This is a genomic window from Anabaena azotica SJ-1, assembly GCF_047275885.1.
Lineage (GTDB): Bacteria > Cyanobacteriota > Cyanobacteriia > Cyanobacteriales > Nostocaceae > Trichormus_B > Trichormus_B azotica_A.
This window is the reverse complement of sequence record NZ_CP178454.1, coordinates 568,550-584,445: the sequence shown is the minus strand read 5'-3', so window position 1 is coordinate 584,445 and position 15,896 is coordinate 568,550. Positions and strand designations below refer to the sequence as shown.

Below are 15,896 nucleotides of genomic sequence, written 5' to 3'. Positions count from 1 at the left end.
CTTAATTAACTAAAAATATCCGTAATTTAAACAAATAAATCTTAACTATTTGCAAAATATTTTTATCAATTTTTAGAACTATGTTAACCATAGAAATTTTAAATTCTAAGATAAAAATCTTAAATTTATTGGGTTTAAATCACATTAATTATGCTGTACTAAGTAAAAATAATGTTAGTATGAGTATAGTTACTTCAGTGCTATTTATGACTAAACCAAACTCTTCAGGGGTTATTAACCAAACGCCAAAAATATCTACTTGGCCAGTTTGGTTTCCTTATCCTAGTTCTTGGTTAAAAGCTATTATTCTGGCTTTATTTATAGGCATTATTTCATTTGTATTTACAAATACTGAAGAATGGGGATACAAAATTGCCTCTTTTACCAATAGTCTAAAACTGTTGCTTATATTTAGAATTTTGGCGATATTATCGCCCATTGTCGTAATTACTTTTACTCATCACATATTTCATATAATTATCAGCCAGTTTTTCCCCAAAATACAAGCCCCAGAGATAGGAAAACCCAAAGAATTCATACCAGGAATAGTAAGTATTTGGGAAGGTTTATATGGTTGGATGACTATTTGGTTATCAACACTAATATCAATTTTTTTGATAAGTATTGTATTTCCCATACCTAATTTAATTTTATATGATTTGTTTGAATTTTATTCAGAATTTGAAGAGATATTAATAGCGGTAATTGGATGTACTTGGATTATCACAAGTGCATTAATTTACCAAATTGATTTCTTATTTAAAAGACGACTATTATCTGTATCATCAGCAACTTATAAACCAAACACTAATTTACCATCATCGCCAGATGTAACGCATAGTGAAAAAGCTACTAATGCTAATTCTGTAGATGTAGAAATGAATAATTTGCGGGGGAGTATGGGTTTAACTGAAATGAAAAGCGCAAAAAAATCACCTACAACATCCCAATCATCTAATGTCACCTCAACAGATAACTTTCAACAAGCTGTGAACTTAGCTAAAAATGCAGCCCAACTCACTCGTATAGCGAAAACCAAAGCAGAGTGGCATCAAGTAGGTATAGAATGGCAAAAAACCATAGAAATACTGAAAACAGTACCAACATCTAGTTCTAATTATGCCGCAGCACAACAAAAGATTCTTGATTATCAAAAATATTTAAACTACGCTAAAAAAATAGTTAATAGTAAACACATAAACAACTAAAATCACCCTGATTTAATTTACATTAATTTTTCTCTAAGTAAAGGCGTTAAAATCATCAATCCTCTCACAACTTCTTCAGGAGTTGCTGTCCCATTGATTATACGAGGTGTAATTTCCATTACCTCCAACGCTAAATGTTCAGAAATACCCGATATTGTGAGTCTTTTTAACTCTAAAACATCTATTCCTTGTGCCATTTGTTTAATTTCCATCTGCATCATCACTTTTCTAAATCATTGATTATATTAAACAAAAAAAGTCCGCGCTTGCGGACTTTATTCATATCAATAATTTACCGACGACTACTTCTCATTTTTTTGATAAGAAGTGTAATAAACCTTATCACCCGTATCCGGTACAAAACGGCAAACCTTAGCAGAATGCAGTAAAGACTTCCAAATCGGTTCTTCAGACTTGTAGTAATAATCGCCCAAAATTGGTTTAATTGCCTCAGTTGCCTTCAACAAATTGTAGTGAGGCATATTCAAAAAGATGTGATGGGCAACATGAGTACCGATATCATGATGGATATGGTTAAAAATCCCATAATCTCTATCAATGGTAGAAATTGCACCCTTCAAGAAAGTCCAATTATCACCACGATACCAAGGTAACTCTTGTTCAGTGTGATGCAAATAAGTCACCAAATCCAGCCAAATTACAAATACAATGTAAGGAACAGCGTAGTTTTTTAACAACCACATCCAACCCCATTGATAGGTCAGGAAACCTAGCAAACCTACCATGCAAATCCACAGAGTAGTGCTAGTGATAATATCCCATTTTTCTGAAGGCTTAAAAAGCGGACTACTGGGTGAAAAATGTGAACCTTGTTTACCTGGAGTGCGTTGAAATAAATAAATAGGGTAAGCCAGTGGCAAAAAGATATAATAGCGAACTACTTTTTGCAACAACGGTAATTCTTGATATTTAGATTCACTTAGAGGATACCAGCTTTCATCATTCTCCAAACTGCCAGTATTTTTGTGGTGCGTTCTGTGGCTAATTCTCCAACCATGATAAGGTACGAGAATAGGAATATGGGAAAGATGACCTACCAAATCATTTAACCATTTATGCTTAGAAAAAGATTGGTGTCCACAGTCATGACCAACTACAAACAAAGCCCAAAACATTGTTCCTTGCATTACCCAGAAAATTGGCCAGAAATACCAAGAATCTAGATAATTTGCAACTGCATATAGCAAGGCAACTATGGCAACATCACGAAAAAAATAATACAGTGATTTAACTACACTGGGCTGAAAACATTCAGCCGGAATAGCAGCTTTTAAATCTTGAAGAGTAAAGGGAAGTTTTTCTTCACCCTGAGATGATTCAATGCCTGAATTTTGATTGAATTGAACTGTGTCTAATTGCACTGGATTTAATAATCTTGAATGGAAGTATTAGGAAAATATGGACAGGCATTTTGCCTGTCGTACAGGGTGTTATTTTTGAGCGTAATATTTGTCAAAAGTTGTATAACCAATGTCAGTTTGGTATAGTTGACATTCGTTGGTAATTTTTTTCATTAAGTCCCAAGAGAACTTACATTCATCATGAAGATAAGGACCCCAATTTTCCTTGATACTGGCATAAGCTAAACGCAAATTGTAGGAAGGAATAGCGGTAGAGATATGATGGGGAACGTGAACGTTGATATCGTGGCAGAGGATTTCTACCCAACGAGGATAATCACAATGAACTGTTCCAAATAACTGTGCCATAGCCTCGTTCCATTTGTCAGCAGTTTTAAAAGGAACATCTGGCAGAGTATGGTGAACAATGGTGAAGGTACTCATCCAGAAATGGTAAACCATCCAGGGGATAAACCAGAACTTAATAAAGCCCCAAACACCTGTGGTAATAATCAAAGTGGGGAAAACAATAGCTGCAAATATTAAGACTACAGCCACAGATAATTTAACACTAGCTTGGTCTTTTTTCTGGAATTTCCGGGCATCAAAATGCACAACAGCCCAATGTCCAATAGAACCTACCCACCACAGACGCTTCTGCATAAAGAATTGAAATGCAGATTGTCTGGTTTTATCCCAATTTTCAAAAGTTTCTGGTCTGATGGGATGCCATGCGTTATCCTCATCTAATTTATTTGTATGTTTATGGTGATGATTATGTTTAATTCTCCAGCTATGAAAAGGATAAATTAAAAACATCATGAAAAAATGACCAACGAAATCATTTACCCAACGACGATTGGCAAATGAACGATGGCCGCAATCATGACCTATGACAAAAAATCCTGTTAAAGCAGTTCCTGTAAAAATCCATGCTATGGGTAAAAGAAACCAGGGAGAAATTGCTAAAAAATAATAGCCTAATGCAGCCATAGCCAAGCTTAGAACTACAGTAGTCCATGCTTTACGGCTATTTTTCTGGAAGCATTCCTTGGGTAGACTTTTGATAATATGCTTTAGTTTGATTTGGTCTTTGTCAAGGTCTGTGGAGACCAGAATTTCCTGGCTTTTGATGATTGATGTAGTCATGAATACCTGAAAAACAACAAACTGATCTACAAAGTCATTGATAAAATGAGTTTGCAGCAAAGTTTTGTAACATTAATTTCTGAGATTATAGCAATCTAGTAGCAACTTAGGGTAGCAATTAAAAAATTAAAAATTAAAAATTAAAAATTAAAAATTTTCAATTGCTGTAGTTAGCTCAATACTGTACTTGTACGCAAAAAGTCAATAGTTTCGCGCCCAAAATTTGAACATAAAACTATTGACTTTGAAGCTGAATTATGCGTTATGCTTTTTTCTCTGCCAGCTTCACATTTTTAGCTAGACCTAAGAGTTGTAGTAACTGAATAGTCATCCAAGTTATATCAATTTCCCACCATTCCAAACCATGACGGGCTGAGTATTGATAAGCATGGTGGTTATTATGCCAGCCTTCACCAAATACTAGTAAAGCCACCCACCAACAGTTAGTAGATCTGTCACTAGATTCATAACTTTGATAGCCAAATTTGTGAGTAGCACTATTAACCAACCAAGTGCAGTGATAAACCCAGACAATGCGGGCAAAAATACCCCAAACGACGAAAGACCAACCGCCTAACAAAAACAGTACCAATCCCAGGGCAATTTGTAAGAAAATGAAATTTTTCTGTAAAAACTGATAAACTGGGTCATCAATAATGTCTTTTGTGAAGCGAGGAACTTCAGCGTGAGCGGGCGAGTGATAAATCATCCAACCGAGATGACTCCACCAGAAACCTTTATTTGAATCATGGGGGTCATTTTCTGTATCTGAGTGCAAATGATGGATACGGTGTGTACCTACCCACTCAATAGGACCGCCTTCACAGGATAAAGTCCCAAAAATAACTAGGAGATACTCCAACCATTTGGGAGTTTGAAAACTACGGTGGGTGACAAGACGGTGATATCCCAGGGTAATACCTAAACCACCAGTTACCCAGTAGAGGAATAATGCAACACCAACTGCTTTCCAGCTAAAGTTACTGGGAATTAAAGCAAATAAAGCGCCGATGTGCAGACCAAGGAAAAATAGGGTATTTACCCAGTTAATTTGAGGTTTAGTGGAAGTAGCAATTGTCATGCAGTAACCTTTATAGGAATTGTCCAGCCTAATCTGCGTGATTTAGGAATCCGCATATTTAGATTATTTTTTTAAATGAGGAAACAATGAACAGCATAGAGCAGCTGCAAGAAGCAGAACAGGCGCTATTAGAGATTTTTTCTGGAATTGACGCACAGGTCAAGCATAATCTTCAAAGAGTGCTAACAGCATTTCGTAATCATCGAGTAGGGGCGCACCACTTTGCGGGTGTAAGCGGCTATGGACATGATGACTTGGGGAGAGAAACCTTAGATCAAGTTTTTGCCGAAGTAATGGGATCAGAAGCTGCGTTGGTGCGAGTGCAGATTGTATCAGGAACTCATGCGATCGCCTGTGCGCTGTATGGAGTGCTTCGGCCTGGGGATGAAATGTTAGCAGTGGTTGGTTCTCCCTACGATACTTTGGAAGAGGTGATTGGCTTGCGTGGTCAAAACCAAGGATCTCTTATTGATTTTGGCATAAAATACCGCCAACTAGAACTAACTAAGGAAGGAAAAATAGATTGGCAAGCATTAAAGCAGGGAATTAAAGAAAATACCAAACTAGTATTAATTCAACGTTCCTGTGGATATTCATGGCGGCCAAGCCTTTCCATAGAAGAGATTGAAAAAATTATTCACATAGTTAAACAGCAAAACCCCAACACAATTTGTTTTGTAGACAACTGCTATGGAGAATTTATTGACACCAAAGAACCTACCCACTTCGGTGCAGACCTGATAGCCGGGTCATTGATTAAAAACCCAGGTGGTACATTAGTTACCGCAGGGGGATATATAGCCGGACGTGCTGATTTAGTAGAAGCAGCAGCTTGTAGACTTACAGCCCCCGGTATTGGTAGTGCTGGTGGTGCAACCTTCGACCAAAACCGTCTCTTATTCCAAGGATTATTTTTAGCACCGCAGATGGTTGGGGAAGCCATGAAAGGAACTTACCTAACAGGATACGTATTTGACAAACTCGGATATCCTGTTAACCCTGCACCCCTAGCACCGAGAGGGGATGTAATTCAAGCGATTAAACTCGGTTCAGCCAAAAAATTGATCGCCTTCTGTAAAGCCATTCAACAGCATTCACCCATCGGATCTTATCTCGACCCCATCCCCGACGATATGCCGGGGTACGAAAGCCAAGTAGTCATGGCTGGGGGGACATTTATTGAAGGTAGCACCTTGGAATTATCAGCAGATGGTCCATTACGTGAGCCTTATATTGTCTATTGCCAAGGTGGTACGCATTGGACTCATGTATCTATCGCGTTACAGGCAGCTATTGAGGCTGTAGGAGAAGCATGAATGCTGATATATGGATCTTTTCTGGGAATAGCGTAACGTCGTTGTCATTACATGATGCTAAAATAACTTCATCAGTAATAACACCCCAAAAAATAAACCATGACCAATAAAACCACAAAAACTCCACGTAACACCCTAAATTTACGTATTAAACCAGAAGAACGTGATTTGATAGATATGGCAGCCAAAGTGTTAGGTAAAAATAGAACTGATTTTATTTTGGCTGCTGCGCGGAATGCTGCGGAAGAAACTTTGCTGGAAAGGACTATTTTTACAGTAACTCCAGAAGCTTATGCAGAATTTATCGCCTTATTAGATGCACCACCGCAACCCAATGAACGTTTACGCAAAACCATGCAGACAACCCCACCTTGGGAACAGTAATGAATTTAACAGCACCTCAACCTCTATCTAGCCATCATTGCTGTGATGATTTTTGTTGTGGAATTGCTTCTCTTAATGATTGGTTAAAACGTCGAGCTTATAATAATCAAATTAGTGGAGCAACTAGAACTTTTGTTATTTGCGATGATTATAGAGTGGTTGGATATTATGCTCTTGCTTCTGGAGCAATTAGTGTACAATTAGCTTTAGGTAAATTTCGGCGAAATATGCCTGACCCCATTCCGGTGGTAATTTTAGCGCGGTTAGCAATAGATAGTTCTTATCAAGGCCAAGGTTTAGGACGTGCTTTATTTCGTGATGCAGGACTAAGGATTATTCAAGCTGCTGATACAATTGGTATTAGAGGAATTATTGTTCATGCTATTTCTGAGGAAGCCAAGAATTTTTATTTGGCTTTAGGTTTTAATTTATCTCCAGTTGAACCAATGACATTGATGATTACTCTCAATGAGTTACGTGATTCTATTACTTAGGAACTCACGTGGTTTACTAGTGACATATTCCATCACGTCGTTTTGTACTGTGAATCCGTTAGAGTTGCATTGAATTAGCGATCGCCATTTTAGCCTATCTATGCTACCGAACAGCTTCTGAGAAGTGACAGGAGGCATGATAGCGTTAAGTAATTCTGGCATTAATATGGGTTTGCGGTGAATCGCTAAGGAATAGATGACGGTTTGATCTAAATCTGATAAGCGTTGAAATTGTTGATCTAACAAATTGTAAATATCGCCAAATACGGTTATACCTTGGTCTAAAAAAAGATTAATCTTGCCGGAATATAGAAAATGAATCTTGGTGGCTACAATTTTGAGTATGAGGGGATTTCCGGCATAGTGATGATGTAAGGTTTGCCATTCTGCTTGAGTCTCGTTAATTCCTTCTGACTGTAAAATATTGATTCCGTCTTCAGGAAGCAGCCCTTTCAGGATCAGCGATTTAATCGAATTGGCTTTTTTCTCCAGTAAAATAAATGCGATCGGTGGTTCTCGACTAATGATAATTAAACAACTTTTGTGGGTAGACTCGCCAATTCTGCGAATCAGTTGTCCATAGCCTTCAAATCCTTCTCGATAATATCCCCCTTGTTCTCCAGATTGCAGAATAGATTCTAGATTATCCAGAACCAGCAAACAACGAGTTTGATGGAGATATTGGATTAACTTTGAGATTAATTGATCTGGAGATTTGGGTAAATCAACGGCTTGCTGGTGTGAGAGGATGTGAATCAGATCAGTTAAGGTTTCTTCTACTGTTGGCGCATGACGAAGCGATCGCCAAATGACATACTTAAATTCTGATGATGACGAGTCTGTACTGTTGGTAAAACCTGCCATTAACTTGGCTATGAGGCTGGTTTTACCCATACCACCCATACCTAATACCATAATTAATTGACAGCGATTGACCTGAATCCACTGCTTCAACGTTGCCAGTTCTGCGGTGCGTCCATAGAAAACGGGGACATGGGGGGCTAAACTATAATCCCCATAGGGCTGAATTTGAGGCTGTAGAGGTTGGATAGGGAATTGTGTTGACTGTGCTTCTGGTGTGACTAATGGGAGGGGAGGAGGTGATTCATAATCATCAGACTCTAGCACCAGATTAAATGCCTTGAAGCATTGAACTAGAGACTTTTTATCAACCCTGACGTTGCATTGAAAAATTTTACATAAGGTATGAGAGTCTAAGCCAGTCTGTTCATGGAGATTGTCTAGGTTAAATCGCTTGCCGTTATTTTCAGCATATTCCTGTGTTTTTATGGCGTTATTAAGTTTATCTAAACCTTGAACAGTGAGGATTGACCCACGTTTACGTTTTTTTGGTAAATCCATAACTTAGAAATATATAGATTTTTTTAAGCAAAGCCAAATAGGGCAAGAGAATTAGCTCTAAACGCCGGAAAAATCACTGATTTCCGGGAAAACGGTATTAATCTGACAAGAGTATAAAGATACAGCTAAGAGATTGAACAGAGTATAGCGGTTGCTTGATGTGTTTATCAATACAGCATTGTGCAAAAAAGGGAAGTTTTAACAATTTGCAATAATTCCGTGGTTGAATTTGCTTACAGTCTCAACGCTTGAAAGGTTCGTGGTAGCGGGGTGAGAGCGATCGTTTGTCAGGATTTTTACAGCAGTTTGCTTAAGTTGGCAAACTTCCATTGCTAAATGGCGTGTTAGGTAAGATACTGTTGCGGTTGGTCTAATAGAAAACAAAATGAGATGTCAATGAGTGTAGCTATTAGAAATTGGTAAGGAAGTACCCATCCATGAAAGAGCCAGAAAAAACACCCTTAGAAGCTGTTTTAAATATTGTAAATAAGGGAATTGAAAAGATAAGTAATGAGATTTTAATCTTCTTGTTGTGCTACCCAATAGTGCTAATCGTGCTGTGGGTGTATGCAAAAGATTTATTTTTAAAATCTGGTGTTCTTTTCTTCTATATTATTCCTTTTCTGGCTGTTGGTTACTATTTATTGAGTGATAAACAAAAGGGAATACAAACAGACAAGAAATATAAAAACCAACAAAAACACACAGAGGAACTAAAAAAAATGGACGCAGAAAAAGACGTGGCACTTGCCAAAGCAGAAGCTGAAATTAGAAAATTAAAACAGTCTGTGAAGAACATATCAGATTCCTTTGTCAAAGGTGTTGTAGCGGATAGAATGACCGTAGAAGAACTTGCGGCTATAAACGTGGATCAACTTGTAGAGGGAATCACACAAAAGGCTAAAGTCATAGGTTTTGAAATTGGTAAAAGTGAATTATCAAAGGCTATAGAAGAGCTAAACCCAGCAACTATTAGTAATTTGAAGATTTTGATAGAATATCTTCCCACGTTGGATGATCAAGAGAAGAAGATACTGGGTCGTGTGATGAAAAATATAAACGATATACCTAAAGAAAAATTAATTGATTTAGGGAATTTTGTGGATAACTTAACTCGTCTTACCTAAGAGAACTCCATAGAATGATTGATCCTGTTTTAATATCATTCCCCTAAAACTTGTACCAGCAAAAGTAGGGGTAATTCATGAATTACCCCTACGCTATTGGATTATGTTTTTTATGGAGTTCTCTAAAGAAAAATTTTCGTTAAAAACCAACTTAAGACTTTATTTATTATGAATAACTCATTTAATAATACAATTACAACTCACCAAGAAACTATTACATCTCTCTTCAATCCTGTTGATTTTGTGAAAAGAGAATGGCTTTTAGAAAAGATTGAGCGGCATTTTAAAGAAAATCCTGGCAAGCAGCATTTGATTATAGTTGGTGAACCAGGAAGCGGTAAAACTGCTTATCTAGCTCATCTAGCTAATCATTGGAATTGTCCTCGTCACTTTATTCGATTTGATGCTGTCAGTAGTGTAACTGGCATTGATCCTCGGTCATTTCTACTTTCTATTGGTTCACAACTTTACGAAAAATATGGTGAGCAGATTTTTGATGAGGCAGGTTCTTTAGATGTTTCTTTAACAGGTGATTCTATTACCCAAGGAAGTGACGTTAACACGGTTATTATTAAGAACTTATTCCGTTTACCCTGGCAAAAACCTTTAAAAGCTAATGTAAAAATTGAATTAAGAGATGTATCAAATACTAAAGTAACTGGTGTACAGATTCAAAACGTAGTAAATACAGCGTTAGCTCTTGATGAAGAAACATTGCTGCATCTGGCTGTACTCGATCCTATTAAAAAAATTCAAAATCTGCCCCTAAAAGAAGAAGATAAAGAAGTAACTATTTTGATTAATGCTCTGGATGAGTTATCGGAAGGTTCAGGTAAGAGCATTTTAGATGTTATTCCTCGCTATAACGATGATTTTCCAAATAATTTACGTCTAGTAATGACTACTAGACCGATGCCAAAATTAAAAAAAATATTTTATAACCCCCAAGATTTTATTGACTTTGAAAACCATAAAGAAGAAGTTTCTGCTGATATAAAAGAATATATCCAGAAGCACATAAGCGAAGATATTCTGGTTGAATTAGTTAATGTAATAAACGATAAAAAAGATAAAATTATCGCTAAAATTCAAGAGAAAAGTGATAACAATTTTCTGTATCTTTATCACTTTTTTGAGCAGGTAATACAAGATGGTAAGTTAAATATAGATAATATTCCTCAAGGACTTGATGGAATATATGGAGCTTTCGTACTGGAAAAAATTTGCAAAGATATACCTAATATAATTAAATTCGGTGTAAAGTTTACAGATGGAACACCAATTATTCCACGAGGATTAATTACGGCATGGGAGCAAGACAAAGATAACATTGTTGATGTTAAGAGATCTGAATGTGGAACAAAAGTAACTGTAATAGTAAAAAATCCTGACACTATAGATAAATACCTTTCTGATAAAGCTAAAAAATTCAGTGCTGAGATTGAAGAGATAATTTTTATTAATAAAAGAAGGGATGCCTACGATTGGGTAAAAAATTATTTGCCAATTGTGGGCATCCTTGCAGTTGCTAAAGAAGCCCTAACTCACAAGCAAATAGCTAATTTTTCCACTATAGATGAAGGCTATGTTTCTTCTATAATTATTACCATTAAGCAATTTTTAAAAGAAATTGAAGGTGATACAGCATTTAGTTATCGCTTTTATCATAATTCGTTAAAAGAATACTTATTAGACAATAAACGTAATAGGGATTATCCATTAACCGAAAAAGACTACCATAATAAAATTGCATCCTTTTACGAGAAAGAATCTAATTCCTGGAAAAACATAGATTTAATAGACCAGTATGGATTATTGCATTTACCTCAACATTTAGCTGCTGCTGGACGAGAAGAGGAACTTTACACGCTGCTGACTGCTTCCCCAGACTGGATGAACCGGAAACGTGATATTTATAAGAGCGATCGCCCTTACGTTAATGATCTGGAATTAGCGATCGCTAAATTTAATGATCCTGTACCTCCAGACCAATTATTAAACCTCATCAAGCTTTATACAGCACGTTTGGTAGTACAACAACGAGCAAACGCCTATGAAAATACTGATTTAAGCACATTAATCTGGTTAGGACGAGAACCAAATGAAGTTCTCAGTTATGCTCGTTTAAGGACTAATCCTGATGAAAAATTGAAGGATTTATTAATTATATATAATGCGTTACAAGACACAAAGCAATCTAATTCTAATGTTTTATATGAAGCTTCTAGTGTTTTAAAAGAAGCTACAGAAGTCGCACGCAATGAGATTGAAAATAATTCATGGTCAATACAATCTCTACGTAATTTGGTAATCGCTTTAATTGAGGATCAACAATTAACCGAAGCTGAAGAAATATTAGAAAAAATCAGAAATGATAGCTTTAAAAAAGTAGAGGTATTAGGAGAGTTAGCAACAGCTTTAAAGAAAAGCGGAAATAGTGAAAAAGCCAATAATCTATTTAAACAAGCAGAAGATATTACAGACAAAATAAAAGATTCTGACTTTAATAAATTTAAGGTTTTATTATATTTAGCAACAGCTTTAGTGAACACTGGAGACATGGGAAAAGCCAGTGATATGTTGAGCTTGGCTAAAGACGTTCTAAAAAAAGTGGATTGGGGGGAGAAAGATTTCAGGGAAGCACCAACTTTAAAGAAGGTAGAAGGATTACTAGATTTAGCGAAAGCATTTGACCATGCTGGAGAGACAAAAAATGCACGTTTAATATTCAATGAAGTTCATAATTTAGCAAATGCAAATACAGTTCAAGATTGGGAAAAGTCAGAAATTTTGATAAATCTTGCAATTTCGCAAACACAGTCTGGAGAGGAGTTTGCTAATGAAGGTAAAACTATATTTAATACACTAGAAGAAATTGCCGACAAAATCACAGATAACGAATTGAAGGCAGAATCGTTAGCATCTTTGGCAAATGCCTTAGCAAAGGGTGGGAATGAAAAGGATGCGGAAGAACTTTTTGAAAAAGCAATAAACATTCTTAACTTCATTGCAATGGCTTCGACGCGAGTAGAAATATTAAGGGAATTCGCTGAAAGTTTGGTAAAGGGAGGATTAACTGAGAAAGCATTTCGATATTTTTTGCAAGCACAGGAAGCTACAAAAGATATTACTCATGAATTTGTAAGATCAAAACAATTACGAAAATTGGCAATAGCCTTAGTACAGAGTAAGTATACTGATCAAGCCCGTAAAGCCTTTAGTGAAGCTGAGGAACTTGCACCCAAAATAGAGAAAGGTCAGCAAACTGAACCAGTTTTAACTAAATGGGCTGTAATCTTAGTAGAAGCTGGTTTTAAGCTAGAGGCGATAGCTATTTGCCCTAATCTTGAGAATGATAACTTCTATATTGAAGCGAAAAAGAAGATGGATAAAATCAGAGAAGATGCCAAAAGTTACACTGAAAATGAAGCTCGAACCAAAAAACAGGCTGAGTGTTCACAAGCTATAAATCAGGCTGAAAATTCAGCTAAAATGCGAGACATTGACAAGATTGCTATAAAATCCGAATACTTGATTGGTCAAAAATTAGGGGATGACAACTTTAAAAACGATTTCATATTGAAAGACTTGGCAGAAGTTGTTGCTTGGCTTGGTGACTTTAAGGAAGCATTATTTACTATTCGTGGAGTCAAACATGGATTAATTCAATTTTTATATGAGTTAGGAAACTGGATTTGGGCTTCTGATACAATTGACCAAAAGTTATCCCTAGAGATACTGCAAGACACTACACGCATTTTTGGTTGGACATATCCGTATTGGGGAAAAATTTCCAACCAGTTATTTTCCGAAAGTAAATGAAACAGATTTTCCTATTTGGAAAAAACTCGTAACAGATTTCAATAACCAATCAAACGATTCTAATTTATCAAAAGGAGTAAAAACAAATGAAAACTTGCAATGAAAATCATCTAAAAATAGCCAACCAAGACTCTAATATTAATCAGGGTGAAGATAAAATAAATTCATTAAAAATATTTACTAAGTCAAAAGGACTGCCAAAATCTTGTTCTCGGTTTCTATCTTCAATTGTTACACTTTCTATTTTGGGTATAGCTAATAGTTGTTATGCAGGTTTTCCAGCCCATGTAGCTGAAGATAGAAAAGTTCAGCTTGGTAATATGAATGGTTCAGAACCTAAAGACTTTTATAAACAAGGTAGAAAACTTGAGATAGAAGATTGCCAGAAAGATTCTTGCACAGTAGAGGCTGTGTACGAAGAAGCCCCTAATGAAGACCAAGTAAGATGGACTAAACGTCAATTGGGGAATAATCGGGTTGTTGAAAAATCATTCCTTTGTGATAATGGAGATAGTCGTATTCTTAACCTTTGTCTTTTCTCAATAGACAATAATGGGGATGTAACACAACTGCCGAACAGTCAAAAAAAGAAGTTGAGCGTTTGTAATAAACTAGTAGATAGTTTATCTAATTCTTTCAATAGAACTATGAATCAAGTACCTAGTACTTTTCAAAAGCCAGATACAGAAACTTTGACGGAAGTGCAACAACAACTCAATGGTTTTGTTCCCACTCTTTATCCTGATGATTGCAAAACACCCTAAATTTCAATCTGAAATCGTATTTACGAATCAGAATTAAAGCATTTTGCATATAAATCGAACACATTGTAGAGGCGTTTTATCAAACGTTTTTACAGGGTTTCATTAGACAGAGCCAATATTCTAGATGTTGAAGGAATTGAAGGACAACCATCATTATCCAAAGAATTTTATTTAGGATGGTCAGAAGCCTTTTTAAATGCCAGTAGTAAAGTGAAATTGCTTCCTTGTGTTTACCTGAGTGCCAAACAAGATCCAACTTCAAAACAAAATCTCAGTGCTGCCATGAAAGCCGGCGCACAATGTCATGGTTTATGGGTTGCCAATTACGGTAATCAACAAACAAATCTTCGCCCTTGGAATCGAGATCAAATAGAACCTGCAAACCCAGTTCCTTGTAAGGTTTTAATTCATCAATATGCTGGAGATATTGCCAATGGATTATTTGATTTTAACCAAATTAATCCATTTTTAGAGAATCCAGAATTAGTGATCAAGCGACTCATTTTACCACCTGCATAATTATCGCATTTCCCATAATCTGGGAAACAGCAAACCGTCAATATTCTACTGCGGATCATTCAAATTAATAACATTGAAGGATTCAGAATCATTGATAAGATAAAAGAAAAAATCTGCATCCAGAGTCAATATTCTATTTATTCCTAAACGTTCAGCAGCAATTACAAGAGTGCCATCTGCAAGATCCATTGGACGATCTTGATACTTCTTAATTAGTTCAAATAGACGCTCATAATCTGTTGGTTGAATTTCATAAAAAGTTAACATATCATTAGTAACTAGCTTTCCTAACTGATTTTGCATTGCCCATCCTCCACGATGTAAAGCGAGATACATCGCTTCTGTAAAACATGGCCATGTTGTTGTCAAGGGAATTGAGACTTTCGTTACTGCTTCTCTAATAGATGCGTGTTGAGATTGTTTTTTATCAACAAGGGCAAAAAGAGGACCAGCATCACAGAGAATCATACATCTAACCCTTGATTTCTATACTTTTCCAGTAGTGCTGATCCATAATTATCTAGTTGAGAATCAGAAGATAAAATTTTCAAATTATCAACTTCTTCAAACCAAGTATTCCACTTATTATGCAAATCTTTTAGATTGGTTTGTTCCCCATAAACAGCAGCAATCACTTCTTCTGAAGTTTCATCAAAATTATCAGCAACCTTCACCTTTCCTTGCCACAAATCCCCAATTTTTGGATCTAAAACGCCTTCTTTACTCATCTGATCTAAACCTAAACCTGCTTCTTTCACTATAGATTTTTCTGGAGAAATAGGTAAAACTTTTGCCAAAGGAACACCATGACGAGTTAGGGTAATTTCCATATTATTTTGGATATCTGATAATAATTCAACTAAATTATCAGACAAGTAAGTAATATCGAAAGTTTTTTCTGACATTGTTATTTATCTCCTACTCACTACAAATAGTATATACTGAAAAGTTCTCTAATTTGACTTCTAGCAATACGGGATTAAAATCAAATTTAATAAAATCTTTCATGGATTATACTTAAAGTTAGCTATTTGCAGCCGCAAAAATTTCTAACCTATCGTGAGTCATCAAATCTAAAACTTTAATTTCATCGGGATTATCCATATTTAAAATTGCTCTCAAGTTGGGATTGATGAGCAATAAATAGAGTGGTTCATCTATCTTCAGCTTTTTAATGATGTTAGCTGATATTGCTGTTTATATCCCAGAATTAGCTAACTTTATCAAAGTTTGAGATACAGTTTGTTTTTCTTGAGGAGAAAGTGCATCCAAAGCAGATTGAACGCGCTTATGGAGGGTGATCTGAACT

15 protein-coding genes are annotated in these 15,896 nt (G+C 36.0%); 8 read left to right on the top strand and 7 right to left on the bottom strand.

Features of this window, described 5'->3' with window-relative positions; all coding sequences use genetic code 11:
* Window positions 1-80: 80 nt before the first annotated feature.
* Window positions 81-1,208, top strand: coding sequence for a hypothetical protein (locus ACLLO5_RS02510; protein ID WP_413173915.1), 1,128 nt, complete (start codon window positions 81-83; stop codon window positions 1,206-1,208).
* A 17-nt stretch (window positions 1,209-1,225) separates the two neighbouring features.
* On the opposite strand, the gene ACLLO5_RS02505 is transcribed toward ACLLO5_RS02510, so the two are convergent.
* The 4 genes from ACLLO5_RS02505 to ACLLO5_RS02490 form a co-directional block, all read right to left on the bottom strand.
* On the bottom strand, window positions 1,226-1,420 hold the full coding sequence (locus ACLLO5_RS02505) for a hypothetical protein (protein ID WP_413173914.1): 195 nt from the start codon (window positions 1,418-1,420) through the stop codon (window positions 1,226-1,228).
* 90 nt (window positions 1,421-1,510) lie between these two features.
* On the bottom strand, window positions 1,511-2,590 hold the full coding sequence (locus ACLLO5_RS02500) for a fatty acid desaturase (protein ID WP_413173913.1): 1,080 nt from the start codon (window positions 2,588-2,590) through the stop codon (window positions 1,511-1,513).
* 69 nt (window positions 2,591-2,659) lie between these two features.
* On the bottom strand, window positions 2,660-3,718 hold the full coding sequence (locus ACLLO5_RS02495) for a fatty acid desaturase (RefSeq protein WP_413173912.1): 1,059 nt from the start codon (window positions 3,716-3,718) through the stop codon (window positions 2,660-2,662).
* Window positions 3,719-3,980: 262 nt separating this feature from the next.
* A complete protein-coding gene (locus ACLLO5_RS02490; protein ID WP_413173911.1) occupies window positions 3,981-4,799 on the bottom strand; it encodes an acyl-CoA desaturase in 819 nt (272 codons plus the stop codon).
* Window positions 4,800-4,885: 86 nt separating this feature from the next.
* Between ACLLO5_RS02490 and ACLLO5_RS02485 the strand changes: the two genes are divergently transcribed.
* From ACLLO5_RS02485 to ACLLO5_RS02475, 3 genes are all read left to right on the top strand, one after another.
* The gene (locus tag ACLLO5_RS02485) at window positions 4,886-6,115 is read left to right on the top strand and encodes an aminotransferase class I/II-fold pyridoxal phosphate-dependent enzyme (RefSeq protein ID WP_413173910.1); all 1,230 of its coding nucleotides are present in this window, start codon (window positions 4,886-4,888) and stop codon (window positions 6,113-6,115) included.
* Window positions 6,116-6,214: 99 nt separating this feature from the next.
* Window positions 6,215-6,499 carry a DUF1778 domain-containing protein gene (locus ACLLO5_RS02480; protein WP_413173909.1) on the top strand — a complete coding sequence of 95 codons (285 nt, stop codon included), beginning with the start codon at window positions 6,215-6,217 and terminating at the stop codon, window positions 6,497-6,499.
* Window positions 6,499-6,993, top strand: a complete 495-nt coding sequence (locus tag ACLLO5_RS02475) for a GNAT family N-acetyltransferase (protein WP_413173908.1) — start codon at window positions 6,499-6,501, stop codon at window positions 6,991-6,993. Before ACLLO5_RS02480 ends, ACLLO5_RS02475 begins: the two co-directional genes overlap by 1 nt.
* Here the strand turns inward: ACLLO5_RS02475 and ACLLO5_RS02470 are convergent.
* Entirely contained in the window at window positions 6,973-8,355 is a 1,383-nt protein-coding gene (locus ACLLO5_RS02470; RefSeq protein ID WP_413173907.1) for an NB-ARC domain-containing protein, read from the bottom strand. The two genes, ACLLO5_RS02475 and ACLLO5_RS02470, sit on opposite strands and share 21 nt — an antisense overlap.
* Before the next feature lie 437 nt (window positions 8,356-8,792).
* Between ACLLO5_RS02470 and ACLLO5_RS02465 the strand changes: the two genes are divergently transcribed.
* The 4 genes from ACLLO5_RS02465 to ACLLO5_RS02450 all read left to right on the top strand — a co-directional run bounded on the left by ACLLO5_RS02465 (window position 8,793) and on the right by ACLLO5_RS02450 (window position 14,587).
* Window positions 8,793-9,482, top strand: a complete 690-nt coding sequence (locus ACLLO5_RS02465; protein WP_413173906.1) for a hypothetical protein — start codon at window positions 8,793-8,795, stop codon at window positions 9,480-9,482.
* 168 nt (window positions 9,483-9,650) lie between these two features.
* On the top strand, window positions 9,651-13,304 hold the full coding sequence (locus tag ACLLO5_RS02460; RefSeq protein WP_413173905.1) for a hypothetical protein: 3,654 nt from the start codon (window positions 9,651-9,653) through the stop codon (window positions 13,302-13,304).
* Window positions 13,305-13,390: 86 nt separating this feature from the next.
* A complete protein-coding gene (locus ACLLO5_RS02455; protein ID WP_413173904.1) occupies window positions 13,391-14,068 on the top strand; it encodes a hypothetical protein in 678 nt (225 codons plus the stop codon).
* Window positions 14,069-14,278: 210 nt separating this feature from the next.
* Window positions 14,279-14,587, top strand: a complete 309-nt coding sequence (locus ACLLO5_RS02450) for a hypothetical protein (protein WP_413173903.1) — start codon at window positions 14,279-14,281, stop codon at window positions 14,585-14,587.
* Window positions 14,588-14,632: 45 nt separating this feature from the next.
* Here the strand turns inward: ACLLO5_RS02450 and ACLLO5_RS02445 are convergent, their stop codons facing one another.
* Both ACLLO5_RS02445 and ACLLO5_RS02440 read right to left on the bottom strand, forming a co-directional pair.
* Complete coding sequence (locus tag ACLLO5_RS02445; protein ID WP_413173902.1) at window positions 14,633-15,055, bottom strand: type II toxin-antitoxin system VapC family toxin; 423 nt, start codon at window positions 15,053-15,055, stop codon at window positions 14,633-14,635.
* On the bottom strand, window positions 15,052-15,492 hold the full coding sequence (locus tag ACLLO5_RS02440; protein WP_413173901.1) for a type II toxin-antitoxin system Phd/YefM family antitoxin: 441 nt from the start codon (window positions 15,490-15,492) through the stop codon (window positions 15,052-15,054). The genes ACLLO5_RS02445 and ACLLO5_RS02440 overlap by 4 nt, the downstream gene beginning before the upstream one ends.
* Window positions 15,493-15,896: the final 404 nt, after the last annotated feature.

Bases quoted from the DNA above. Each gene is read 5' to 3' on its own strand.
- ACLLO5_RS02485 (WP_413173910.1), top strand. From the start codon at position 4,886: ATGAACAGCATAGAGCAGCTGCAAGAAGCAGAACAGGCGCTATTAGAG.
- ACLLO5_RS02440 (WP_413173901.1), bottom strand. From the start codon at position 15,492: ATGTCAGAAAAAACTTTCGATATTACTTACTTGTCTGATAATTTAGTT.
- ACLLO5_RS02460 (WP_413173905.1), top strand. From the start codon at position 9,651: ATGAATAACTCATTTAATAATACAATTACAACTCACCAAGAAACTATT.
- ACLLO5_RS02510 (WP_413173915.1), top strand. From the start codon at position 81: ATGTTAACCATAGAAATTTTAAATTCTAAGATAAAAATCTTAAATTTA.
- ACLLO5_RS02445 (WP_413173902.1), bottom strand. From the start codon at position 15,055: ATGATTCTCTGTGATGCTGGTCCTCTTTTTGCCCTTGTTGATAAAAAA.
- ACLLO5_RS02475 (WP_413173908.1), top strand. From the start codon at position 6,499: ATGAATTTAACAGCACCTCAACCTCTATCTAGCCATCATTGCTGTGAT.
- ACLLO5_RS02465 (WP_413173906.1), top strand. From the start codon at position 8,793: ATGAAAGAGCCAGAAAAAACACCCTTAGAAGCTGTTTTAAATATTGTA.
- ACLLO5_RS02495 (WP_413173912.1), bottom strand. From the start codon at position 3,718: ATGACTACATCAATCATCAAAAGCCAGGAAATTCTGGTCTCCACAGAC.
- ACLLO5_RS02505 (WP_413173914.1), bottom strand. From the start codon at position 1,420: ATGGAAATTAAACAAATGGCACAAGGAATAGATGTTTTAGAGTTAAAA.
- ACLLO5_RS02480 (WP_413173909.1), top strand. From the start codon at position 6,215: ATGACCAATAAAACCACAAAAACTCCACGTAACACCCTAAATTTACGT.
- ACLLO5_RS02470 (WP_413173907.1), bottom strand. From the start codon at position 8,355: ATGGATTTACCAAAAAAACGTAAACGTGGGTCAATCCTCACTGTTCAA.
- ACLLO5_RS02455 (WP_413173904.1), top strand. From the start codon at position 13,391: ATGAAAACTTGCAATGAAAATCATCTAAAAATAGCCAACCAAGACTCT.
- ACLLO5_RS02490 (WP_413173911.1), bottom strand. From the start codon at position 4,799: ATGACAATTGCTACTTCCACTAAACCTCAAATTAACTGGGTAAATACC.